Raw genomic sequence first — 25683 nt, 5'->3', positions numbered from 1 at the left:
CGTGAAAACTACGTTTAGCGGGTGATCTAACCATTCAATACATGACCACCTCTTTAAAGTAAAAAGTATCTATTCATATAAAAAAACCTCTCCATATTTTATTCTGGTCTAATAAGAATACTTACTAGATGACAGATGGATTTTTTTTTGCTAAATAACAGCACGCAATCTAATAAGGTTAGAGGTCCAAAATTGCCTACTCATTTATAAGTATTTTATATATCATCATACACCTTAGAAAAAACAATCTGTGGTTTTCAGCATGCTATTTTTTTCACTACAAACAAAAACAACCAAAATGAAATTACTGAAAACCGCCAACAAATTTAAACCAAGTAAAAACAAAGTTATTTATATGTGAAATTATTTAAATAATAATATTTATGAGACTTACATATTTTGAAGATAAATGCTGAAGAGAACAGTTTTCTAGATATCTAGAAAAAACTCGCATGCTTCCTTTTATATCAAAACATAAGTGTAGGTAAATTTCCCTGGTAATGCCCTAACGGACGCTATATTTTTTTAATAATATCAAATAGATAGGAACATAAAGTATTACGGAACGGTGAATTTCTCGCTCTTCTGTCCCTTTAGTTAAATATAAGCGTTTTTGATATAAACTTAAACAGGTGAAAAACACTCTTGAAGTAAGGTTTAAAAAATGATAGCAGCTAAATTAGGACATTGATTTCGTCATGAAATAATAAAATAAATAACTTTATGAATGAAAAATATATAAGGATATTTAAAATGTCTAACGATGTGGCACATATATGAATTTATCTTTTAAAGATGATGGTTCCTATTTGAAGGGATTGATAGCCATGATGGAACATCTTAGTGAACCTTGGGGTATTAAAGATTTGAATTCACGCCATGTCTATATGAACAAGGCGGCTTATCTATATACTAATACCCCTCTACAATTTGATATAGAAGGAAAGTTTGATAACGAATTCCCTGCTGATTGGGCTGAACTAGCCGGGGATCTCACTGAGCATGATAAAAGAACGGAAGAAGCACAAGATAGAGTTTCTGTCATAGAAACTCATTATTGGTTCGGCAGAAACTGTTTAACACCTTTTATCAGTGAAAAATTTCCTGTGTATAACGATGATAAAAAGTGTATTTGGATAGTTTGGAATGCCAAGCCACTTAATACATTGTCTCCATTACAATATATCAACCAAAAAAAACCTAGCATCCTGACAACCGAAATCAACACAAACCTTTTTACCAAGGCTGAGCTCGATATCATTTTTTTCATGCTGCATAGATTTTCAAATAAGGAAATAGCCAAGATCTACAATGTTAGCCATAAAACGATAGAAAACCGAATATACAACATCTACCAAAAAGCTAATGTCCATTCTCTCCAACAGTTTGAAGAGTTTTGTAAACATTTACATCTAGACAACTACATCCCTGAACGCCTAGTAACAAAAGGTATCCTTTTTATCTGAATTATATCGAAGAATAACTGAATATCATGATTAAAGTTGAAGACTACCCACTTAGCAGAATATCACAACAACAGCGTCTATCTCTGCTGAGCGTGGCTATCGTACATATGGGCATGTTAACAGCATTAGATCAGTTTATGCTTGGTGCTGTCCTCGGCAACTCCATGGCACTGACAGATGCATTTATTGTTATTTTTATCGGCAGCCTGCTCTTTGGTATTATTACTTTTGGGCTTGGCTTTGCAGGTATGCGAGAGGGGCTATCCGGCAGTTTACTGGCGCGGTGGTGTGGTTTTGGTCGAATAGGTTCGGTATTAATTGGCCTCGTTATTGCTGTCAGTCTATTAGGCTGGTTTGGTATCCAAAATGCTATTTTTGCTAAATCTCTTAACTTTGCTTCCGGGAGTAAACTCGGATTTGGTTTTTCTGCGGCAATATCCGGCACATTATTAACGACATTAGTCGCTTTTGGTTTTAGGGCATTACGCTTTACTGCCAGAATTGCTGTACCCATGTTTATTCTTCTGGTTGCCTATATCTCCACCAGCGTATTATCAGGCGATTCAGGCCAATGTTGGTATGGGCTTTTAAAACTGCCTCATTCAGGTGAAACTCTGACTATCAGTGCAGGTATTACGATAGTTGTTGGGGGGGCAATTGTTGCCAGTCTGATGACTCCAGATCTGACACGCTATACTAAATCAGGAAAACATGTTCTTGGGATCACTTTGCTGACAATTATTGCTGGTGAATTTGTCATTAATGGGCTGGCAATTTTAATCGCGAAAACATTAAGTACTGCTGATGTCGTTACCATTATGTCACAAGCCACAGGTGGTGCAGGTTTATTCGTTGTTGTATGTTCAACATTAAGAGTGAATGATCTGAACTTATACTCTTCATCATTGGGAATTATTAATGCTGTCGAAGGTATCACCGGTAAAAAATTACGCTATCCTCCAACAACAATCATAATTGGAATATTGGGAACTTTATTTTCTATTTTCGGTATCTTAGACCGGTTTGTAGATTTTCTTACTGTACTTGGTGTTGTTTTCCCACCGATATTGGGAGTAATGTTAGTTGATTATTACATTTTGCGCTCTTATCGCAACGTATTAGATGAAAGTAAGCAGAAAGGTAATCTTCCAGACGAAACTCCGACTATCGGCTGGGCAGCAATATTCGCCAGTATTGTCGGTAGTGTTATTGGATTAACTATTGAATGGGGAGTGCCAACAATTAATTCATTATTGATGGCAAGTATAGTTTATTGGTTAATTAAATGTACCTTTAAACGCCTTCCATAATGATAATTCTTGATGTATTGCTCCCTATTTGGGGAGCAATAATCGAATACCCGCCCCTAACGGCTGGCATGCTTTTCAGCATAAGCTTCACCATTAACCCATTGATGGTCTGTTTCCCAAGTAAATAACCATTTACGCGTTGGCCCTGCCATCACATTCAGGTAGTAGCTGTCATACCCAGCAATAGTCGCTACTGGGTGGTACCCTTCCGGCACCATAACAACATCTTTGTTATATGCCGCCATTGTTTCATCCAGTGAGCGATCATCAGTATAAACACGCTGTAAACAAAAACCTTGTGGTGGATTTAATCGGTGATAATAAGTTTCTTCTAAGTAGGTTTCCTGTGGTTCATTATCGGTATCATGTTTATGGCTAGGGTAAGAGCTGGTACAGCCTTCATCAGTATAAACCTCAACCACCAATAAACTATCAGCAGGCTGATGAGCCGGCAGGATGTTATGGACATAACGACGGTTGTTACCGTTACCACGTTGTTCAGCACCGATATCCTGTGGTGTAATCAATCGGGTGGAATAATTCCCTTTACTTTTTGCCTGACAAACAGCCAATTCAAGATGAGTGTGAGCGACAATTTCCATTGTTTCATGCGGTGCAACATAAACAGCATAAGGTTTTTTACGCTCAAATGGACTCATACGATCACCAATCTGCTCGAATCTTTGTTTGGCAACAACCACAGTCGCTTTTCCTGCAACCAATACTAAACAAGTTTCATTTTCCGAAGACGCTAATGTTATTGACTCTCCCGCATTCAGTTCATAAACATCAAAATGAACATATCCCCAGTTCGCTATTTCTGGTGTGATATGTTGCGTCCGCTTGTGCTGATCAGGCTTATGATATTTTGATAGCAAATTAGACATGTGCTTACCTCAAGGTCATTTTTACTGTCAGCGTTTTAAATCAACCCTGTCTCTCTGGCGAAACGTGACAAATTGTTATACCCCAGTGTGGCGTACGTCAGTGGATGAGCAACAGCAGGATCCTGTTCTGCTTCAACAACCAGCCAACCATGATAGTCATTGGCTTTTAATACATTAAAAATATCCGGGTAATTCACACAACCATCACCAGGCACAGTAAAAACGCCACTTAATACTGAATTTAGGAAACTCATTTTTCGATTTTTGACATCTTTCAGCACATCCAGACGTATGTCTTTGCAATGTACGTGATTGATTCGTTTACTCCAACGTTTTACTACGGTTAGTGGATCATCTCCGGCAAAGGTTAAATGCCCGGTATCCAGTAATAGTCCCACGGCTTCCCCCGTGTTTTTCATCAAATTATCAATGTCCTCTGCACTTTCTATCACTGTGCCCATATGATGGTGATAGGCAATCTGAACACCTTGGGATTGAGTATAATGGGCAAATTCTGTCAACTTTTCTCCATACTCTTGCCAGCGTTCTGCCGGGAAAAGAGGCCTTAAATGCACCGGTTTATCCTGTTTACCATGTATGCAGTGGGTCACTTCTGCAAAGACCATCACCTTTGCACCCAGTTCACGTAGCAAGGTTAAATGTGGATGAACGGCCATAATTTCTTCTGCAACACTGTGCGTCAATAAATTCCCTGAATACCAACCAGACACCAATTGCAAATCATGGGAAGCCAGAATTGGCCCTAATATATGTGAATGGCGGGGAAATTTATTACCAAGTTCAAAACCCGCAAATCCTGCCTGACGCCCTTCTGCCAAACAAGTTTCCAACAGGGTTTCTGCGCCCAGAGAAGGCAGATCATCATTAGTCCATGTCAGAGGATTAATGCCAAGTTGAACAGCCATGATGGTTCTCCTGTAAGGTGAAAGTAAATCAGTGAGAGTAAGTTAAGCTCCAGCTTTTTTCTTCACTACCACGTTGACGCCAGTAACTAATCAGATTGTTATAATTTGTTTTTACTTGCAGGATGAGTGTTTGATCATCAATTTCACCAGCCAGCCATTTCAGGGATGGTTTAGCAAACAGCGTGCGCCCAACAGCAAAACCTTTGATAATAGATTTACCCGCCGCAGCGTTAAAACCTGCCTTTAATATCTCCTCAGAAACATCCAGACCAAGGAGCACAATTCCATGACAATGAGGATCTCGCTGAGTAATTAATTTTTCAATTTGATCCCAAGTCGTGGGCTGCATAGGGGGTAATTTCCACCAATCCGGCTTAATGCCGAGATTGTAAAAACGCTGGAGGGCGCGCAAGTAAAGCTCATCAGAATGCGTCATACCCGATGGTAAGATCACTTCCAATAATAATTCATGACCAGACTGGCAACAGGCTGCATAAATTTCCTGAACTGTTCTTTCCTGTTCCAAACGCAGAGAATGAGCATCCTCAGGATGGAAAAATACCAGGCATTTCACGATATGTTCCCTTGGCCAACGGATAAGCTGTGAACCAATATCACCATGCTCTAAGCGCAGTGGACGGGAACCCGGTAATTCAATCGGACGCCCAATCCATAGTCCTTTTCCAGTCGCTGCATTAAGAACATCCTGCCCGAAAGTGCTGTCACACAATATTCCGGTATGACCTTCCAGACTGGCTTCTGTACTCACTTCCTGACTGGCGCGGAATAACAATTTTTTTAATTGTGGAATGCGATCAAGATTGGCATTAACCTTACGGGCCATTTCTACAAACTGGATACGGTGATCAAATGCCATAACACACAACTCTTGCCACTGTTTATGACGACCACCAAGTTTATGACGGCCACTAATACGATGGAGATGGTTTAGATGAATGTCTAAATCAGGGCGATGAACTTCCGCAGAACGTACAAGGTAATTATCCAACTCAGTTTTATCTGGCATCGCTGGCGCGCAACCATGACGGGAAACCACTAATGCACCACAGGTATTCGCATACGTGCAGCTCTGCTCCCAACTTTCATTATTAAGGTATCCCCGTAGCAAGCCAGACATAAAGGCATCACCAGCCCCCAAGACGTTTAGTATGTCTACTTTAATTCCCTGTACTGTGATTCCTTCATCAAGAATATCAGGAATATTTTCGGTAAACACAGAACAGCCTAATGCCCCACGTTTGCAGACTAGTGTTGCTTTACTTCGCTCCCTGACACAACGCAAGGCGTCAATAGTATTTTTAGAGCCGCCTGCAATATGAAATTCCTCTTCAGTTCCTACAATCAGATCAAATTGAGAAAGCACTTTCTGTAATTGTAGTGTGACCTGCTCTGAAGCGATATAACGGGTTTCTCCGTCACCAAGTGATGTCAGTCCCCATAATACGGGGCGATAATCGATATCAAGTACCGTTTTTACCCCATTGCGACGGGCATATTGTAATGCTGTCAACACTGCATCTTGGGTTTGTGGATGGGAAAGATGTGTTCCCGTAATTGCCAGACAACGGGCGGATGCAATATAGTCTTCGCTGAAATCATCACGGGTAATAGCCATGTCAGCACAGTTATCACGGTAGAAAATCAGTGGGAAAGTTTCATTATCTTTAATACCGAGTAACACTAAAGCCGTGAGCCTCTCTTTATCTGCGATCAAATGGCTAGTATCACATCCCACTCTCTCCAGTTCTTCACGTAAGAAACGCCCCATATGTTCATCACCAACTCTGGCTAACATGGATGATTTTAATCCCTGAAGCGCAGTGCCGTAGGCTACATTCCCGGAAGAACCACCAAGGTATTTAGAGAAACTACTCATGTCTTCCAGACGGGCGCCTATTTGCTGGCCATATAGATCAACGGCAATACGCCCCATGCAGATAACATCAAACTTTTTATGTTGCTCCATCACTCTGCCTCTTAACAAGTATGCGTTTTGAAAACCAATTTTGCTAACTGCGAGATTTAATTAATTTCAGAAACGTTAACCCAACGTTTTTGGTCATGAGAGCGTACAATCGCATCTAAAATACGGGAGACTTTCCAACCTTCAGTAAAATCAGGCCAAATAGCCTGATCCTGAGCGATGCCATCAATCAAATCCCTGACTTCCACCGTCTTCTGGTCATTGAAACCAATGCCATGGCCGGCACCATTACAGAAAGGCGCGTAATCCGGATGTTCCGGCCCAACCAGAATCGTTTTGAACCCCTGACGACTTGCCGGTTCATCATGTCGATATAGTTTCAATTCAGCCATTCGTTCCTGAGTGAAGCTCAGAGTACCTTTAGTACCTGTCACGATATAACTCAGCCCCATTTTGCGGCCACAGGCAATACGGGAAGTTTCAATCAAGCCCATTGCTCCTGTATCGAAACGTACCATCGCATGTGCCTGATCTTCATTTTCAACGGGAACTAACACTGGAGAACCGGATTTTTCAGGGCGTGTTTTCACTACTGTTTCCAGATCACCACAAACAGTTATTATGTGCCCCACCAGATACTGCGCCATATTGATAATATGAGCGGCAAGATCACCAAGTGCTCCCAAACCAGCTTTATCTTTAAAGCAGTGCCAATGAATCGGACTCAAAGGATCTGCCATATAATCCTCATTATGTGTGCCGTAAAAGTGCACGATCTCACCGATTTCACCCTGCGAGATAATTTCTTTTGCTAACTGCGCTGTAGGGTTTTTCATATAGTTAAAACCTACCAACGTTTTCACTCCCGCATCTGTCGCTGCTACCATCATTTCTTTGGCATCCTGGGAGTTCAAAGCCAGCGGTTTTTCACAATAGATATGTTTGCCATGCTTGATGGCTTCTAATACCATTTCTTTATGCAAGAAATTAGGCGTACATATATCAACCACATCAACGTTTGGATCAGCAACCAGTTCCCGCCAATCTCCGGTTGAACGCAGAAAACCAAGTTCTTTTGCGTGAGTCTGAGCAAGTTCAGGGGTTATTCCTGCAATCATTTCACGTATCAGTTTCCCTTTTAGTGGAAATACTGTAGGCGCTTGTGCATAAGCGATAGCATGGGAACGTCCAATATAACCCGCGCCAATTAACCCAATCCGAATCTCTTTCATGTTATTTATTCTCCGATTCCATTATTCAGGTTTTTTTATGTCTTTTTTGTCTGGGTCTGGTTTTTTCTATGCACTTTTCCTGTGAATAGGGCATTTAAACAATGCCTTACTGATTTGATAAAAGACGTAACCCAAGATCCCGGCAGCAAACACATAGTAGAATGTCAGCACATATAGCGGCACGTTCTGTGCCAGAAAAACATACATTGATATTGCCGCCAGAGTAATCAACCATCCCATTGGTTTCACCATTGACCATGGTGTGATATCTACTTGTTTTGTATATACTTCTTGATAAGTTTCAGCAGGGAAGAAATAGCCAATCGTCAGCATGAAAATAACATTCAGTACAAACAGGATACCGACCAAATGGAAGAAATGGATATTGATGTGCAGGATAAAGTTACAGACAATATAAGCCGACATGCCAAACAACAGACCCAGTTTTGCAGCAATCGGAGGAACACGTTTTGTCATTAACCCGACAAGCACAACACTGAGAATCGGAGCGTTGAAAATCCCCTGTAATTGCTGGATCAGGTAAAACAAACCATCCGGTGCATTAGCAACAAGTGGCGCAATAATCATGGTTAGCAATGCCAGCCCAATGCCCAGATATTTACCCACTGCAACCGTCTGTGCTTCGCTGGCATTAGGATTAATTCGTTGTTTGTAAATATTGACAATAAACAGAGTAACGGAAGAGTTCAGCCCTCCACTGAATGTTGAGAATACAGCTCCGACAACAACCGCGGCAAAAAAGCCAACCAATATTTTAGGCAAAACTAATTGCACTAATGCAGGATAGGCATTATCCGGGTTATCTATTTGCCCATTGAAGATATGAAATGCGATAACGCCGGGTAAGATAATGATAGACGGGATAATAAGCTTCAACACAGCACATAACATCACCCCTTTTTGCCCCTCTGCCAGATCCTTTGCACCCAGTGATTTTTGTACGATAGATTGGTTAGTACACCAGAAAAACATGTTAGAAATGATCAATCCTGTGAACAAGGTTGAGAATGGAACAAGTGAATCTTCGCTACCAATGGAGTTAAATTTATCAGGATGTGCCTGATAAACGTCGGTCAGGCCTTTCCATGCACTGCCATCGCCTACGTACAATAAAGCGAAAATAGTAACAAGCCCACCACCGATAATTAATCCGATACCATTAAGGGTATCGGCAACTGCAATTGCTTTAATACCACCAAAAATAGCGTAAATAGCCCCAAGCCCGCCAACACCCCAGACCATAATCCATAATGCCGTAGTTTTATCGACCTGAAATATCTGAGAAACCTGAAATAAACTTTCCAGTGCGATAGCACCGGTATATAAGACAATAGGCAGTAACGAAATAACGTACATTGCCAGAAATAAAATTGAGGTAATCAGCAATGTGTTTTTATCAAATCGTCGCTCCAGATATTCAGGAATTGTTGAGATACCCAATTTTAAATATTTTGGCAAAAAATAAATGGCAAATAGCACAATAGTTAACGCAGCTATAACTTCCCATGCCATAACAATAAACCCTGTTCTGAACGCCAATCCATTCAAGCCAATCAGATGTTCTGTGGATAGGTTCATTAATAACATGGAACTGCCGATATAAACTCCGGTCAGAGAGCGCCCACCTAGAAAATACCCTTCAGTGGAATCAATTAAATGTTTGTTCCTTGTTTTATAATAAGCAATCCCAGCAACCAGCAGGGTAAAACCAACAAAAGAAAGAAAAGCTGACATATATTCCTCCCCCTGATTTGCTGCCAAAAGGCAACAATAGGCCGACAAGAAAACGGTTTTCCTGAAAAAATAATCTTTCTTATTTTTATAAAATTCTGTTGTTTATAATTTAATTTCCTTACCAGTCAGTAAGGATTCAAGTGCTTTATCAGCAAGGTACAATGCTTGTGCACCATCAAAACCCGTGGTTTCGGCAGTGGCCCTGCCTGCCATAACATCAACAAAATGGTCCCATTCCGCGATATACGCCTCATGGTAACGTTGCAGGAAAAAATGTTCAGGTTTGGCAGAAAGGCATCCATTTTCTCCCCAAAATTCCACGCTGTTTTCCTTAATGTTACCTGCCGTCAGCAAGCCTTTTTCACCATGTAACTCAAGGCGTTGGTCATAACCATACCCTGAACGACGGCTGTTGGAGATGGTTACCATAGTTCCTGAAGGAAACTTCATAACAACAAACGCAGTATCAATATCACCAGCCAGGCCAATGGCCGGATCGACCAAATTACTGCCTTGTGCATAAATAGCACAGGGTTCTTCACCGATAATAAAACGAGCCATGTCAAAATCATGAATGGTCATGTCCCTGAACATACCACCAGAAACCCGGATATATTCAGCAGGCGGAGGAGAAGGATCACGGGATGTGATAAGCAGAGATTCTGCTTTACCAATTTTGCCGGAATGGAATAAATTTTTCATTCGACGAAACTGAGGATCATATCGACGGTTGAAACCGACAAACAGAGGAACCTGAAACTGTTTGACTATAGCAAGGCACTGTTGAACCCGCTCAAGATCAAGGTGAACCGGTTTTTCACAGAAAATCTTTTTATTGTGTCGAGCCGCCAGTTCGATCAAATCAGCATGCGTATCTGTTGCTGATGCAATAAGAACACTATGCACATTGGGATCAGCCATCGCTTCTTCTGTCGTTTGTATTTTAGCCTGATATTTCTGTGCCAGTATTTCAGCATTTGTCTGATAAGGGTCAATCACAGAATAAAGGCAAGTTTCTCTATGATTGGCAATATTAGCCGCGTGAACTTGCCCAATCCTACCTGCGCCAAATAATGCAATATTGAACATAAATGCTCCTTGATACCTCGGTATCTGCTTTTGGGGTGGATAAAAATATATCAATTAAAATATTTATTTCAATTTTATCTTATTTGAAAATTTTATTTTTTAGAAGTGGTTAGCATTTTGTGATGAAAAAGCTGCAATTAGTGTTATACCTGTCACGAAAAAAGTGCTATTTCATTGGATGATCAATTTAAATTCACTTTAAAATCATAGAATAATATAAAAAAATCATTCCACTAAGGCATGGCTAAAAGAATACAGTGTGTTCAATAAACCGTGATCAACAAACTATGACAATGACGTGGTTGGATATGAAATGAAATTTCCATATCCAACATAGAATGGTTCGTTTTACCTCCAGACAGGAAGTATCAAACCATATTGCAGGGACTACATCGCAAGAAGATTAATATTGACGAGTATATTTCTCCACATACTGCCTGATATTTTCAGCCGCCGTTGTAACGGCAAGGCTGTCTGCAACCTGTGCTGTTCCTGTTCTCCACCATGCTTCATAATCATGGGTCATGGTTTTTGGCAGCACTTTAATATCGATTAAAGTTGCACGGGGTTGTGTTCTGGCATCCTGCAAAGCAGCAATCAGTTGCTGTTCGTTATGTACCCGGTAACTTTTGCAGCCATAACTTTCTGCGTTCTTAGCAAAATCTACCTGTACAAGTACACCATCTAATTGACCACTTTGTTGATTACGATAGCGATTTTCTGTCGCAAAACTCCCCATACCCTGACTCATTTGCAAGTTATTAATGCAACCAAAACCGGCATTATCGAACAACAACACGGTAATCTTGATGTTTTCCTGAATCGCTGTTTGTAACTCACTGTGTAACATCATATAAGATCCATCCCCAACCATTGCATAAACAGGTTGGTTCGGACAGGCAAGTTTTGCCCCTAGTGCTGCTGCTATTTCATACCCCATACAGGAATAACCGTATTCAAGGTGATAAGTATCAGGCTCTTTAGGCTGCCACAATCGCTGTAAATCTCCCGGCAAGGAACCCGCTGCGCCAACAATAATGGCATTAGGTTCCAGATGATGATCCATCAGGCCTAGTACCCGTGTCTGAGTCAGGTTAGTCTGCAATGTTTCACTGTATTCATTTAATTTATCATCCAGATGACCCGCAATTTCCGGTTTGTCCCCAACCTGATACTGTATGGAAAACAACCGTGATAGTTCTTGTTGCCAGGTTGCTTTTGCCTGCATAATTTCCTGCTGCCAGTCAGAACGCCATGCCGTTTTTACCAATGCCTGAATGATCGCATTCAGCCCTTCTCTGGCATCAGCAATAACTGCGACCGCATCCAGCTTACTGGCATCAAATTCTGCTACATTAATTGTAAGAAATTCAACTTGCGGATTTTGGAACAAAGACTTTGATGCGGTAGTAAAGTCAGTAAAACGTGTACCAACACCTATAATTAGATCAGCTTCTTTAGCCAGCAAATTTGCTGCCAGACAACCCGTTGTACCGATCCCACCACAATTCAAGGGATGTGTTGCGACAATAGCACTTTTACCTGCCTGTGTTTCAGCAAATGGAATATTGAAAGTTTCAACGAACTGACGGAAAGCCACATGAGCATCAGAATAACGGACTCCGCCCCCGCAAATCAGCAACGGTCTTTTCTTACGCTGGATAAGCTCTACGGCATCCTGAATACGGCGCAAAGTAGCAGGCCGGCGTTCAAGACGATGTACTCGTTTCTGGAAGAAGTAATCAGGGTAATTCCATACTTCCCCCTGCACATCCTGTGGTAAACAGATAGTCACTGCACCTGTATCTGCCGGATCAATTAATACTCGCATAGCGTGGATCATTGCACTCATCAATTGTTCAGGTCTGGAAATGCGATCCCAATAGCGCGAAACAGGACGAAAACAATCGTTAGTGCTGATGGTGCCGTCACCATACTGTTCAACCTGCTGTAAAACCGGATCAGGCTGACGACATGCAAAAGTATCTCCCGGTAACAATAGTAACGGGATACGGTTCGCAGTTGCTGTAGCGGCGGCTGTAACCATATTGGCCGCCCCCGGCCCAACAGAAGAGGTTACAGCAAAAATCTGTCGGCGTTTTTTCTGCTTGGCAAAACCGGTGGCAATATGCGCCATCCCCTGTTCATTACACCCCTGATAAACTCTGAGATGTCCCGGTTCTTGCTCTAACGCCTGCCCTAATCCCACGACATTACCATGACCAAATATGGTGAAGATGCCACAAATAAAGGGAAATTCTTCCCCGTCAACATTGATATATTGCTGATTGAGAAATTTGACCAGAGCTTGAGCCATTGTCATCTTTTGTGTATTTGTTGCCTGTGCATGCGTTATTGATGTATTCATAATATTACTCCATCGTTGGCATGATAAAGCTGCTGTCATGGTGCTCCAGACGCACACTGGCCGGCCAGCGACTGGTTACTGTTTTCATCCGAGTATAGAAACGTACACCATCATTACCATGCACATTCAGTGGACCGAAAATGGAGCGCTTCCAGCCTCCGAAACTATGAAATGCCATCGGCACAGGAATAGGTATATTGATGCCCACCATACCAGCCTGTACATCTTCGCTGAACTGACGGGCAGTTTCCCCATCACGGGTAAAGATAGCAGCACCATTACCGTATTCATGCTGATTAATCAATCTCAGGGCTGTTGCATAATCCTGTACGCGAACAATAGACAACACTGGCCCGAATATCTCTTCCTGATAGATTTTCATATCTGGCGTGACATAATCAAATAGGGTAGGCCCGACGAAATAGCCATTTTCATAATCAGGAACCTGATATTCACGCCCGTCCACCAGCAATTTCGCTCCCTGGGCTACACCACTGCCAATGTAATGACAAATTTTAGCCTTATGTTGCTCAGAGATAACTGGCCCCATGTCATTTTCCCTGCCTTCGGTGACTCCTGCACCGATAGCCATTTTATCAATTTGATTCTGAAGTCTTGCTACCAGCTCATCTGCAATTTCATCCCCAATCGCCAGAACAACAGACAATGCCATACAACGCTCTCCTGCTGCGCCAAAGGCTGCCCCGATAATGGCGTTCGCGGCCATCTCCATATCGGCATCCGGCATAAGAATGCAATGGTTTTTCGCGCCCCCCAATGCCTGACAACGCTTGCCATGTGCGGATGCCGTGGCATAAACATATTCTGCAATCGGTGTAGAACCAACAAAACTCACCGCTTTAACATGAGGATCAGTCAGCAATACATCAACGGCTTCCTTATCTCCTTGTACAACATTAAATACCCCATCCGGCAAACCAGCCTGCTGCAATAATTTAGCCAGTTCGATTGAGAGAGAAGGATCTTTTTCAGAAGGTTTCAGGACAAAAGTATTTCCCGTCGCTAATGCAATCGGGAACATCCACATTGAAACCATTGCCGGAAAATTAAATGGAGTAATTCCTGCACAAACGCCCAGTGGTTGCATCAGGGAATGGCTATCAACGCCTGTGCCCACGTTGGCAGAATGTTCTCCTTTCTGTAAGTGAGGAATACCACAGGCAAATTCGACAACCTCAAGGCCACGAGTCAATTCCCCCACAGCATCAGAATAGATTTTTCCATGTTCTTCAGAAATCAAACAAGCTAGCCAATCCTGATTTTCTTCAAGTAATGACTTAAATTTGAACATGATCCTGGCTCTTTTCAATGGTGGGGTTTTAGACCATTCCTTAAAGGCCTGGTGAGCAGAACCAATAGCTGATTGAGTCTCTTGGACTGTGCTCATGGCAACTTGACGAATTGACTGTCCTGTCGCCGGGTTAGACACAAATGAAATACGATCACTTTGACTACCAATGAGTTGCCCGCCAATAAAATTTTTAATCTGTTCCATTCTGAGCCTCTCTCAATACAATTATAAGGTTAACCATTTAAGATGAGTTGAATCATTATGAATTGAATCACGATGCTACAGATATATGAAATATATATTTCATTTTCAATCTGAATTGGAATACCATTTTATTAATGTGATCAACACGCTATTTTTGTGCAATTACATTCATTAGACAGTGGCAACTTGCGAACATCTTCGCCTGCATTTAACAGGCTTGCCTGCGATGAATGAATTATCCATTTCATTACAATTTCTTAGGGAGGCATTATGTCTGCTGCGTCGAATCTGCATGAACTGCAAGAACAAGTCCGCTCGCGTTATGATGAGTTAAGTAAACGGTTACAGCAAGTTGCACGGTACGTTTTAGATAATACCAATAGCGTAGCTTTTGATACTGTTGCAGTTATCGCAAAAGAGGCCAATGTTCCACCTTCTACGCTTATTCGCTTTGCCAATGCTTTTGATTTCAGCGGGTTCAATGAAATGAAACAATTATTTCGTATGAATTTGGTAGAAGAAACAGCCAGTTATACAGACAGGGCACGCCTGTTCAAGGCATTGGATGGCAATAAGCAGAAACCGGAAGATCCACAACATATTTTACAGGAATTTGCCCATTCTAACGCACAAGCCATTCAACAACTTGCCGCCCGCACTCCTGTGGAGGATTTAAATAAAGCAGTAGATTTATTGGCTAATGCTCACAATATTTACATTATCGGGTTACGCCGCTCTTTCAGCGTCGCATCATACTTTACTTATGCTCTGAGTCATTTGGAGTGCCGTCCCTTGTTGGTGGATGGCTTGGGTGGAATGTTTCGCGAACAGATGAACATGATCGGTGCTGGTGATGTTGTGGTATCCATCAGTTTTACACCGTATGCCGAAGAAACGGTAATGGTCAGTGAAAAAGCAGCACAGGCAGGAGCAAAGCAGATTGTGATTACTGACAGCCAGATCAGCCCACTGGCAAGTTTCAGTGACATTTGCTTTGTGGTGAAAGAGGCAAAAGTCGATGCGTTCCGTTCTCAATCAGCCACGCTATGTCTGATGCAATCATTAGCCGTTGCTTTAGCTTACAAGAAAGAAAATGCAGGATAAGTGATTTCTTTCAAGTTGCCGCTTTATTGGTGGCAACTTGAAAGACGAAGGATATAGAGTACTACTATTATTATTTTGTATTCATTTAATTAGTTTTCAGCTACTTCCAAATTGAATGCTATGTGAATATATTGATATAAGTTAGCATTCTTCGCATTCAGAAATAAATACACTTTGTGATAATAATAACTGATTTTAATAATAACCCTATTATTCATTCTCTGATCAGGAGCACTCCATGCCGGCAGCTATTTGGGTTCTAGCTTTAGCAACATTTGGGATCGCCACGACTGAATTTATTATCGCGGGTTTGCTTCCGGAAATTGCCATTGACTTTAGTATATCAATACCCACAGCAGGATATATGGTCACCAGTTATGCACTCGGCGTATTTATTGGGGCACCTGTTTTAATTATTCTGGGTGGGCGCATAGAGAGGAAAAAGATGCTCGCTATGTTAATGGTATTATTCATTATAGGAAACACACTGACGACTTTATCCCCAACATTTTATCTGGCTATTATTGGTCGTATCGTTGCTTCACTGACTCACGGTGCTTTTATGGGAATAGGCGCGATTATTGCGGCAGAACTGGTGCCAAAAGATAAAAAGACAATCGCTATCGCATTTATGTTCAGTGGTATGACGCTCGCTAATTTGGTTGGAATACCTCTTGGTACATGGATAGGAAAAGCCATTTCCTGGCGAGTCACGTTTGCCATCATTACCGTTATCGGCATTATCGCATTACTTGGTATCTTAAAATTATTGCCTAAATTCAATCAACAAGCCCCTGCCAGCATCAAAAAGGAGTTGTTAGCTTTTACCAATATTCACGTCCTGCTGGCCATGGGGATTACTGTTTTGGGGCCTGCTGCTTTTTTTACTTCTATTACTTATATTGCACCATTAATGACCAATGTTGCAGGATTACCTGAAAGTGCAATCACATGGATCCTTGTAGTATTAGGATTGGGATTCTTTTTTGGCAATATTGTTGGTGGAAAACTGGCAGATAAGGCCATGATGCCATTACTATATTGGACTCTAGGGTTACAAGCTTTCGTTTTGTTTATATTCTGGCTCTCCGGCGACAATCCATTTATTGCCTGTCTGAGCATATTCTTTATGGCTGCACTTGGTTTTGCCACAGTATCACCCATTCAGCGCCTGGTGATGGATAAAGCCCAAGAAGCTGGTGCACCTAATCTCGTTTCTTCTGTCAATATTGGATTTTTCAATTTGGGTAATGCCGTAGGAGCATGGTTAGGCGGGGTCATTATCGCAGCTAATTATAGTTATTCTACTCTCAATCTGACTGGTGGTTTACTGGCTTCTATGGCATTGTTGCTGGCTGTCATTTCAGGTTTCATCGCCCACAAGAAAACGTATACAAAGATATTGAGAAAATAATTTCACAATATGTGATAAAAAATGTTTAACCTAAAATAAATATCATAAATAACAATTTGGAATATCACTCGTGTATTATTTTTGCTTCGGCATATTTAACTCCAATATTGAATATGAGTTATTCCATACATAATAGCCATAGAAAAATAGTCATAGAAAAGCTTTAGCATAAATATATTTTATGAACCATAAACAAAATCAATAAGTTCTGACAATTGATTAAATTTACCAAAAAATAGAGAAACCACCGCAATAAACTGCTCAGAAAATCACAGCCAGTTTATTCCGGTGCTCTTTCTCTTATCATTAAAGTGTCAATTAATTAATATATTAATACACATCTATCTTTACTGTTCTTCATTTTCATCAATATCGTCCTGAGAACGATTTCCGATAGAAATAAGCTCATCCAATAATCCTAAAAGTTGGGCTAATTTTTCTGGAGAGAAGGCAGCTTCAATTGCCTCATAACCTTCATCAACTTTTCCTTTTGCTTCTTCATACAGTTCTTGACCCGCCGGAGTCAAAGAAACATATAATTTTCGTTGATCATTCATAGGCTTTAAACGAAAGATCAGACCATCACGCTCCATGCGAGTCAGAATACCCGTCAAGCTAGGACGTAAGATACAGGTAAGATTGGCCAAATCATGAAAATCAATCGAACGACTACTCGCAAGTACGCGAATAATGCGCCATTGCTGCTCAGTTAAATTATAACTCTTCAATATCGGACGGAAAAAACTCATCGCAGTTTCCCGAGCTTGAAGCAATGCTATTGTCAAGGATTCATGCATAATTAAAGGTGACTCTTAAAGTTAACTACGGGTAATTCTCTATAAGTTGAACGCGCACGCTACCGATTATAGACAACATTAACGGCAAAAAGACTAACATGCTCATAACTATCCACAAAGGGAAAAGAATTCAATATTAACAAATAAATAAAATTATTTTGCCATAGAAAGTTAACAAAAAGTTAAATGAAATACCAAATGACCTTGATAGATAATATAACGGCTTGATCTTTATGTGTTAAAAATAATCAGCGGCAGAATGTTGTTACACAGATCACAATTAAAATTAACAATTACCTTAACATATTGAACGTTATCAGAACTTGGTTTATTAATATATTAATAATTGTTCTTGCGATACGTATTTACGTCGCTCAGCTTTCAAGGAGTTGTTAATGAAAGGCACCGTTTTTGCTGTCGCTCTTAACCATAATAGTCAGCTTGATTTTTGGTGCAAGGCATTTCACAAAGCACCTTATAACACACCACCTCAAACTCCAATTTGGTTTATCAAACCTCGCAACACGATTATCGCTTCCGGTGATATCATTCCTCATCCTATTGGCGAAACGGTACAAAGTGGCGCAACGCTGGCGCTATTTATCGGTACAGACAAGGCTGGCAAACTCGCCCGCAAAGTTTCCGTTCAAGACGCAGGGCAATACATTGCCGGTTATGCATTGGCAAATGAAGTCAGCTTGCCAGAGACGTCATTTTATCGCCCTGCCATAAAAGCAAAATGCCGGGATGGCTTTTGCCCAATCGGCCTGATGATCAGTACAAGAAACGTGGATTCACTTGAGATCACAACCGAAATCAACGGTCAGGAAGTTGACCGTTGGTCAACAAAAGATCTGGTCCGCTCATCGTCAGAACTTTTGTCCGCATTAAGTGATTTTGCCACCTTAGAAGAAGGTGATGTCATTCTGCTGGGAACCCCACATCAGCGTGTTACTCTCCACCCCAATGATACCGTCACTATCAACGCCGATGGCTTCCCAACTTTACAAAACACCGTTGTATTGGCTGGAGGTCAAGCATGAGACACGCCAGAGTCCATTATCAAGGCCAAGTTCTTCATGTCACTGTTGATGAACAGGAAAATGTGTTGCTTCCCGATGGTAGCAAAGTCAACGAACTTGATGTTTTTTGGCTTCCCCCCGCCAATGGAACACTATTCGCATTGGGTCTAAATTATGCCGATCATGCAACCGAGCTGGAATTTAAACCGCCGGAAGAACCTCTGGTATTTATCAAGGCAGCCAATAGCTTCACAGGCCATCGTCAGGTTTCTGTCCGCCCTGACAATGTGGAATATATGCATTATGAGGCAGAATTAGTTGTCGTGATGGGTAAACCTGCTCATAAAGTTTCCAGAGCAGATGCGATGAATTACGTTGCCGGCTATACCCTCTGTAACGATTACGCTATCCGGGATTATCTGGAAAATTATTATCGCCCTAATCTGCGCGTAAAAAGCCGCGATACATTAACGCCAATCGGCCCGTGGATTGTTGATAAAAATGAAATCGCTGATCCTCATAATCTAACCTTGAGCACTTGGGTCAATGGTGAACTACGCCAACGTGGTACAACCGCAGATTTGATCTTCGATATTCCCTTCCTGATCGCCTACTTAAGTGACTTTATGACGTTGCAGCCGGGGGACATGATTGCTACAGGCACCCCTAAAGGGCTATCCGATGTCGTTCCCGGTGATGAAGTCATTGTGGAAATCGAAGGCATCGGACGTTTGGTAAATCATATTGTCAGCCAGCAAGAATATGAGGAAAGTTTGTCATGACCATCATTAACCACTGGATTAACGGCAAGAACATTAGCAGTAAAACTTATTTTGAAACGACAAATCCTGCAACCGGAGATGTGTTGGCAGAAGTTGCTTCAGGAGGAAAAGAGGAAATTGATCAGGCAGTTGCCGCCGCCAAAGACGCCTTTCCAAAATGGGCTAATACTCCAATGAAAGAACGTGCGCGCCTGATGCGCCGTTTAGGTGAGTTAATTGACCAGAATGTTCCTGATATTGCCGCAATGGAAACCAAGGATACCGGTCTGCCAATTCACCAGACACAAAATGTACTTATTCCACGCGCTTCCCACAATTTCGATTTCTTTGCTGAAATCTGTCAGCAGATGAACGGGCGAACGTATCCCGTTGATGACAAGATGCTCAATTATACACTGCTCCAACCTGTGGGCGTTTGTGCACTGATTTCCCCATGGAATGTACCTTTTATGACCGCTACATGGAAAGTCGCTCCTTGTCTGGCATTGGGAAACACCGCCGTTTTGAAAATGTCCGAACTTTCGCCACTCACAGCCGACCGATTAGGCGAACTGGCGCTGGAAGCGGGTATTCCAGCAGGGGTGCTGAATGTAGTACAGGGCTACGGCAATACAGCAGGGAATACTCTGGTAAAACATCAGAATGTTCGTGCCGTCTCTTTTACTGGCGGAACAGCAACTGGTCGCCTGATTATGCAGAATGCAGGGCTGAAAAAATATTCGATGGAGCTAGGCGGAAAATCTCCAGTGCTGATCTTTGAAGATGCCGATATTGAACGTGCATTAGATGCTGCTCTATTCACTATTTTTTCGCTTAATGGTGAACGTTGCACAGCAGGTTCCCGTATTTTTATTCAGGAAAGTATCTATCCTGAATTTGTTAAACGCTTTGCTGAACGTGCCAATCGGCTGCGTATCGGCGATCCGCAGGATCTGAATACACAAGTCGGCAGCCTGATTAGTCAACAACATTGGGAAAAGGTTTCCGGTTATATCCGCCTTGGCATTGAAGAAGGGGCAACCTTGCTGGCAGGAGGTCCGGATAAACCCACCGATCTGCCTGATCACCTGAAAGATGGTCATTTCCTGCGTCCGACCGTATTGGCAGATGTAGATAACCGGATGCGTGTAGCGCAAGAAGAGATCTTCGGCCCTGTTGCTTGTCTGCTGCCATTCAAGAGTGAAGAAGATGGGCTGCGTATGGCTAATGACGTGGAATACGGTTTGGCGTCTTATATCTGGACACAGGATGTGAGCAAAGTCCTGCGATTGGCCCATGGTATTGAAGCAGGCATGGTATTCGTCAATTCTCAGAATGTACGCGATCTGCGTCAGCCATTTGGTGGCGTGAAAGCCTCAGGTGTCGGACGTGAAGGTGGCGAATACAGTTTTGAAGTTTTTGCTGAAGTGAAAAATGTTTGTATTTCAATGGGAAATCATTCGATTCCTCGCTGGGGGCTTTGATTCAGAATTGAAAGCTTTAACCCGGACTGAGGTTTTTGACACGGGAAAAATGTCATCAATTCCAGCGTTAACCACGTTTCACCATCCTGATATTAAGTGAGGATTTATGGGCAAGTTAGCGTTAGCAGCAAAAATTACACATGTACCTTCTATGTACTTGTCCGAATTACCGGGCAAACATCACGGTTGCAGACAAAGTGCAATTGACGGGCATAAAGAAATCAGCCGACGTTGCCGAGAGTTGGGTGTTGATACCATCATTGTGTTCGATACCCATTGGCTGGTAAACAGTGCCTATCATATTAACTGCGCAGAACATTTCTCCGGTATTTATACCAGTAACGAATTGCCGCACTTTATTCGCGATATGAGTTACGAGTATGACGGCAATCCCGAACTGGGCCGAATTATTGCAGAAGAAGCCCGTAGAATGGGCGTTCGCGCGCAATCACATGAAATCCCAAGTCTGAAACTGGAATATGGCACATTGGTTCCAATGCGCTATATGAATAGTGACCGCCATTTCAAAGTGATTTCGATTTCTGCCTTTTGTACCGTTCATGCTTTTGAAGATAGCCGTAAATTAGGAGAGGCTATTTTACGAGCGATTGGAAAATATGATGGTACAGTCGCAGTTTTGGCAAGTGGCTCGCTGTCTCACAGTTTCATTGATGATCAACGTGCTGAAGAAGGAATGAACAGTTATACCCGTGAGTTTGATGAACAAATGGATCGTCGGGTCGTGGAACTCTGGAAGGACGGCAAGTTCAAGGAATTCTGCAAAATGCTGCCTGAATATGCCCACTATTGCCGTGGTGAAGGCAATATGCACGATACCGTCATGTTACTTGGGTTGCTTGGCTGGGATAAATACGATGGTAAGGTCGAGTTTCTTACCGAATTATTTGCCAGCTCAGGGACAGGACAAGTGAACGCCGTTTTCCCGTTACCCGATTTTGTTCATCGGACAACTACCTTCTGACAGGAGTTAACCATGCCACATTTTTACGCTGAATGTACCGAAAACATTCGCAAAGAAGCCAACTTACCGGAACTGTTTGCCAAAGTAAATCAGTTGCTTGCAGACTCAGGTATTTTCCCTCTGGGGGGTATCCGCAGCCGGGCAATTTGGTTGGATACATGGCAAATGGCGGATGGCAAACAGGACTATGCCTTTGTTCACATGACACTAAAAATTGGTGCAGGACGCAGCCTTGAAGATCGCCAGAAAGTCGGGGAGAGGCTTTTTTCGCTCATCAAAACCCATTTTGCTGATTTAATGGCACAGCGTTATCTTGGTCTCTCTTTCACGATAGAAGAACTTGATCCGATACTGAATTATAAATCCAATAACGTTCATAAGCTGTTTCAGGCAAACGATCAGACATGATGAACAGCATGACTTAAGGTTAATTAATTCAGAAAATCCAGTTCACCTTTTTGTTAAATAGAGAGAAAACCATGCCAAACTATTTCGATACTTTAATATCTAATACCTTATTATTGCGTCAACAAGCTTATATTAATGGGCAGTGGGTTGATGCGGATAATCAAGCAACCTTCGCAGTTACCAACCCTGCCAATGGTGACATCATCGCCAATGTCAGTGACATGGGCGCAGCAGAGACTCATCGCGCTATTGAAGCGGCTCAAAACGCGCTTCCTGCATGGCGCGCTTTAACAGCTAAACAGCGTAGTCAGATACTCAAGCAGTGGTTCAATCTGATTATGGATAACCAGAATACTCTGGCCGAATTGTTGAGTATGGAGCAAGGAAAAACTCAAGCTGAAGCGATGGGAGAAATAGCTTATGGTGCCAGTTTTATCGAATGGTTTGCAGAAGAAGGTAAGCGGGTTTATGGGGAGACTATCCCCTCCCCGATGCCAGGACGTCGTCTTTCTACTATCAAGCAACCTATCGGAGTCGTCGCGGCTATTACACCGTGGAATTTCCCCAATGCCATGATCACCCGTAAAGTCGGCCCGGCACTGGCAGCAGGTTGTACTATTGTATTGAAACCTGCCGCAGAAACTCCGCTTTCTGCACTGGCTCTGGCTGCACTGGCAGAGCAAGCGGGTGTTCCGGCTGGTGTTTTTAATATTGTCACGGGGATGGATGCCAAAGCCATTGGTGAAGTTCTGACCTCTAGTCCTATCGTGCGCAAACTCTCTTTCACTGGTTCAACTCGTGTAGGTAAGTTACTGATGGCACAAAGTGCCGATACGGTGAAAAAACTCTCCCTTGAATTAGGTGGCAATGCACCTTTCATTGTCTTTGATGATGCCGATTTGGATGCTGCGGTAGAAGGTGCCATGACTACAAAATTCCGTAATAGCGGGCAGACCTGTATCTGTGCCAACCGGATTTTAGTGCAGGAAAATATTTATGAGGCATTTGCTGAACGTCTGACTCAGGCGGTTAAACGATTACGGGTCGGGCCGGCTAATGACAGCACATCACAGCAAGGGCCTCTGATTAATCAGACAGCGGTCGATAAAGTACAAGCTCATGTTAATGATGCTGTTTCCCGTGGTGCACGGCTCCTTACTGGTGGTCGATCACACAAACTGGGTGGACTGTTCTTCGAACCAACCGTGCTGGCTGATGTTGACGAAACAATGCTAATCAACCATGAAGAAACATTCGGCCCTTTGGCTGCCCTATTCAAATTCCGCAATGAAGAAGAAGCAATCCGTCTTGCTAACAATACGGAATTTGGCCTGGCCGCTTACTTTTACTCCCGCAATCTTGGCAGGATCTACCGGGTGGCTGAAGCCCTGGAGAGCGGCATGGTGGGTATTAATGAAGGTTTAATTTCTAACGAAGTTGTGCCATTCGGAGGCATAAAACAGTCTGGCTTGGGACGTGAAGGTTCACGTTACGGTATAGAAGACTATCTGGAAGTGAAATACCTCTGTTTCGGAGGGTTATAAACCCGAAGGAGTTTAACATACTATGCTACAACAAGAAGTCGTATCACAGGTTGCGCGCCGTTTATACCAGGCAGAAAAAGACCGTAAGCAGATCCGACAAATCTCATTGGATTATCCAGAAATAACCATTGAGGATGCGTACGCCATTCAACGTGAATGGGTCGGTATGAAAATTGCAGAAGGCCGGGTGTTGAAGGGGCATAAAATTGGCCTGACTTCCAAAGCCATGCAAGCCAGTTCGCAAATTGATGAACCGGATTATGGCGCACTGCTGGATGATATGTTTTTTCAGACAGGCAGTGATATTCCCTGCGACCGTTTTATTGTGCCGCGTATTGAGGTCGAGCTGGCATTTGTACTGGCAAAACCGCTACTCGGCCCAAACTGTACGTTGTTTGATGTTTATAATGCGACAGATTACGTTATTCCGACGTTAGAATTGATCGATGCCCGCTGTCACAACATTGATCCCGAAACCCAGCGTCCGCGCAAAGTGCTGGATACGATTTCTGATAATGCAGCCAATGGTGGCGTCATTATGGGTGGGCGTCCTATTAAACCCGATGAACTGGATTTGCGATGGGTCAGCGCCCTACTCTATCGCAATGGTATCGTCGAAGAATCAGGTGTCGCTGCGGCGGTTCTTGATCATCCTGCCAATGGAGTCGCATGGCTGGCTAATAAACTGGCTTCGCATGGTGCTCAACTTGAAGCTGGTCAGATCATTCTTAGCGGCTCTTTCACCCGCCCTGTCCCTGCCCGTAAGGGCGATACATTTCATGTGGATTATGGCGTACTGGGCTCCGTCAGTTGTCACTTTGTTTAAGATTTTAAGGTGCATATATGGATCAGCTAACAAATAGATTTAAACAAGCCCTGAAATCGGGGCAGCCACAAATTGGTTTATGGCTTGGGCTTTGCAGTTCATACAGCGCCGAAATTCTGGCAAGTGCAGGTTTTGATTGGTTATTGATTGATGGAGAACACGCCCCTAATGATATTCCTTCAATTCTGAGTCAGCTACAAGCAATAGCTCCTTATTCAAGCCAGCCTATTGTCCGTCCACCGTGGAATGATCCTGTCATTATTAAACAGCTACTGGATATCGGTACTCAAACATTGCTAGTGCCAATGGTTCAGAATGCTGAACAGGCACGCGAAGCAGTACGGGCAACCCGCTATCCTCCTGAAGGTATTCGTGGTGTAGGCAGTGCACTGGCAAGAGCTTCACGCTGGAACCACATTTCCAATTATCTGGCTCGCGCCAATGAAGAAATGTGTGTCTTGGTTCAGGTGGAAACGCGTGAGGCTTTGAATAATTTAGCCGAAATCCTGGCAGTCGATGGTGTCGATGGCGTATTTATCGGCCCGGCCGATCTCAGTGCAGATATGGGATATCCTGGCAATCTCCAACATCCTGACGTTAAGGCAGCGATTGAACAGACTATTACCCAAATCACAGCCGCAGGCAAAGCGGCGGGGATTCTGATGACCAATATTGAAACTGCGGAACATTATCTGAAGCTTGGGGTGCAGTTTATGGCTGTCGGTGTCGATATTACATTGTTGACAGGAGCAGTCAGTTCATTAGCGGCCCGCTTTGGCAAGGGACAGGAAAATATCACATCATCTGCAAACAGTATTTATTAAATTCCGCATATTTTTGCCAAGCC

Annotated in this window: 21 protein-coding genes; 12 read left to right on the top strand and 9 right to left on the bottom strand. The window is 42.7% G+C overall.

Features of this window, described 5'->3' with window-relative positions; genetic code table 11:
- The first annotated feature begins 776 nt into the window (after positions 1-776).
- Together ABLA85_RS10975 and ABLA85_RS10970 are read left to right on the top strand one after the other, a co-directional pair.
- Positions 777-1466, top strand: a complete 690-nt coding sequence (locus ABLA85_RS10975; RefSeq protein ID WP_367964027.1) for a helix-turn-helix transcriptional regulator — start codon at positions 777-779, stop codon at positions 1464-1466.
- Between the two features lie 26 nt (positions 1467-1492).
- The gene (locus tag ABLA85_RS10970) at positions 1493-2776 is read left to right on the top strand and encodes a cytosine permease (protein ID WP_367964025.1); all 1284 of its coding nucleotides are present in this window, start codon (positions 1493-1495) and stop codon (positions 2774-2776) included.
- A gap of 56 nt (positions 2777-2832) precedes the next feature.
- Here the strand turns inward: ABLA85_RS10970 and iolB are convergent, their stop codons facing one another.
- From iolB to ABLA85_RS10930, 8 genes are all read right to left on the bottom strand, one after another.
- Positions 2833-3663, bottom strand: coding sequence for a 5-deoxy-glucuronate isomerase (gene iolB / locus ABLA85_RS10965; protein WP_367964023.1), 831 nt, complete (start codon positions 3661-3663; stop codon positions 2833-2835).
- A gap of 35 nt (positions 3664-3698) precedes the next feature.
- Complete coding sequence (gene iolE, locus ABLA85_RS10960) at positions 3699-4589, bottom strand: myo-inosose-2 dehydratase (RefSeq protein WP_367964021.1); 891 nt, start codon at positions 4587-4589, stop codon at positions 3699-3701.
- A 28-nt stretch (positions 4590-4617) separates the two neighbouring features.
- Positions 4618-6576, bottom strand: a complete 1959-nt coding sequence (gene iolC, locus ABLA85_RS10955; RefSeq protein WP_367964019.1) for a 5-dehydro-2-deoxygluconokinase — start codon at positions 6574-6576, stop codon at positions 4618-4620.
- Between the two features lie 56 nt (positions 6577-6632).
- Positions 6633-7766: a Gfo/Idh/MocA family protein gene (locus ABLA85_RS10950; protein ID WP_367964018.1), complete on the bottom strand. Its 1134-nt coding sequence runs from the start codon at positions 7764-7766 to the stop codon at positions 6633-6635.
- Positions 7767-7832: 66 nt separating this feature from the next.
- Positions 7833-9521 (bottom strand): solute:sodium symporter family transporter, encoded by a 1689-nt coding sequence (locus ABLA85_RS10945; protein WP_367964016.1) that lies wholly within the window; start codon positions 9519-9521, stop codon positions 7833-7835.
- Between the two features lie 102 nt (positions 9522-9623).
- Positions 9624-10610, bottom strand: coding sequence for an inositol 2-dehydrogenase (iolG, locus tag ABLA85_RS10940; protein WP_367964014.1), 987 nt, complete (start codon positions 10608-10610; stop codon positions 9624-9626).
- A 403-nt stretch (positions 10611-11013) separates the two neighbouring features.
- A complete protein-coding gene (iolD, locus tag ABLA85_RS10935) occupies positions 11014-12978 on the bottom strand; it encodes a 3D-(3,5/4)-trihydroxycyclohexane-1,2-dione acylhydrolase (decyclizing) (RefSeq protein WP_367964012.1) in 1965 nt (654 codons plus the stop codon).
- A 4-nt stretch (positions 12979-12982) separates the two neighbouring features.
- The gene (locus ABLA85_RS10930; protein ID WP_367964010.1) at positions 12983-14494 is read right to left on the bottom strand and encodes a CoA-acylating methylmalonate-semialdehyde dehydrogenase; all 1512 of its coding nucleotides are present in this window, start codon (positions 14492-14494) and stop codon (positions 12983-12985) included.
- A 270-nt stretch (positions 14495-14764) separates the two neighbouring features.
- Between ABLA85_RS10930 and ABLA85_RS10925 the strand changes: the two genes are divergently transcribed.
- Positions 14765-15598: a MurR/RpiR family transcriptional regulator gene (locus tag ABLA85_RS10925; RefSeq protein ID WP_367964008.1), complete on the top strand. Its 834-nt coding sequence runs from the start codon at positions 14765-14767 to the stop codon at positions 15596-15598.
- 238 nt (positions 15599-15836) lie between these two features.
- Positions 15837-17012, top strand: coding sequence for an MFS transporter (locus tag ABLA85_RS10920; RefSeq protein WP_367964006.1), 1176 nt, complete (start codon positions 15837-15839; stop codon positions 17010-17012).
- 347 nt (positions 17013-17359) lie between these two features.
- Here ABLA85_RS10920 and hpaR read toward each other — a convergent pair whose 3' ends face one another.
- Positions 17360-17809, bottom strand: a complete 450-nt coding sequence (hpaR, locus tag ABLA85_RS10915; RefSeq protein WP_047679839.1) for a homoprotocatechuate degradation operon regulator HpaR — start codon at positions 17807-17809, stop codon at positions 17360-17362.
- A 395-nt stretch (positions 17810-18204) separates the two neighbouring features.
- Here hpaR and ABLA85_RS10910 point away from each other — a divergent pair, with 395 nt between their 5' ends.
- From ABLA85_RS10910 to hpaI, 8 genes are all read left to right on the top strand, one after another.
- Positions 18205-18852 carry a fumarylacetoacetate hydrolase family protein gene (locus tag ABLA85_RS10910; protein ID WP_367964004.1) on the top strand — a complete coding sequence of 216 codons (648 nt, stop codon included), beginning with the start codon at positions 18205-18207 and terminating at the stop codon, positions 18850-18852.
- The gene (locus ABLA85_RS10905; protein ID WP_367964002.1) at positions 18849-19613 is read left to right on the top strand and encodes a fumarylacetoacetate hydrolase family protein; all 765 of its coding nucleotides are present in this window, start codon (positions 18849-18851) and stop codon (positions 19611-19613) included. The genes ABLA85_RS10910 and ABLA85_RS10905 overlap by 4 nt, the downstream gene beginning before the upstream one ends.
- Positions 19610-21076, top strand: coding sequence for a 5-carboxymethyl-2-hydroxymuconate semialdehyde dehydrogenase (hpaE, locus tag ABLA85_RS10900; RefSeq protein WP_367964000.1), 1467 nt, complete (start codon positions 19610-19612; stop codon positions 21074-21076). Before ABLA85_RS10905 ends, hpaE begins: the two co-directional genes overlap by 4 nt.
- Positions 21077-21182: 106 nt before the next feature.
- Positions 21183-22058 (top strand): 3,4-dihydroxyphenylacetate 2,3-dioxygenase, encoded by an 876-nt coding sequence (hpaD, locus tag ABLA85_RS10895; protein ID WP_367963998.1) that lies wholly within the window; start codon positions 21183-21185, stop codon positions 22056-22058.
- Between the two features lie 12 nt (positions 22059-22070).
- Positions 22071-22466: a 5-carboxymethyl-2-hydroxymuconate Delta-isomerase gene (locus ABLA85_RS10890; RefSeq protein ID WP_367963996.1), complete on the top strand. Its 396-nt coding sequence runs from the start codon at positions 22071-22073 to the stop codon at positions 22464-22466.
- Between the two features lie 71 nt (positions 22467-22537).
- Entirely contained in the window at positions 22538-24010 is a 1473-nt protein-coding gene (locus ABLA85_RS10885; RefSeq protein WP_367963994.1) for an NAD-dependent succinate-semialdehyde dehydrogenase, read from the top strand.
- Positions 24011-24032: 22 nt separating this feature from the next.
- Positions 24033-24836: a 2-oxo-hept-4-ene-1,7-dioate hydratase gene (gene hpaH / locus ABLA85_RS10880; protein WP_367963992.1), complete on the top strand. Its 804-nt coding sequence runs from the start codon at positions 24033-24035 to the stop codon at positions 24834-24836.
- Between the two features lie 17 nt (positions 24837-24853).
- The gene (gene hpaI, locus ABLA85_RS10875; RefSeq protein ID WP_367963990.1) at positions 24854-25660 is read left to right on the top strand and encodes a 4-hydroxy-2-oxoheptanedioate aldolase; all 807 of its coding nucleotides are present in this window, start codon (positions 24854-24856) and stop codon (positions 25658-25660) included.
- The last annotated feature ends 23 nt before the right edge of the window (positions 25661-25683 follow it).

The organism is Xenorhabdus sp. SGI246 (genome assembly GCF_040838225.1).
GTDB lineage: Bacteria > Pseudomonadota > Gammaproteobacteria > Enterobacterales > Enterobacteriaceae > Xenorhabdus > Xenorhabdus indica.
The sequence above is the reverse complement of the archived record's forward strand: the minus strand, read 5'-3'. Positions and strand labels throughout refer to the sequence as shown.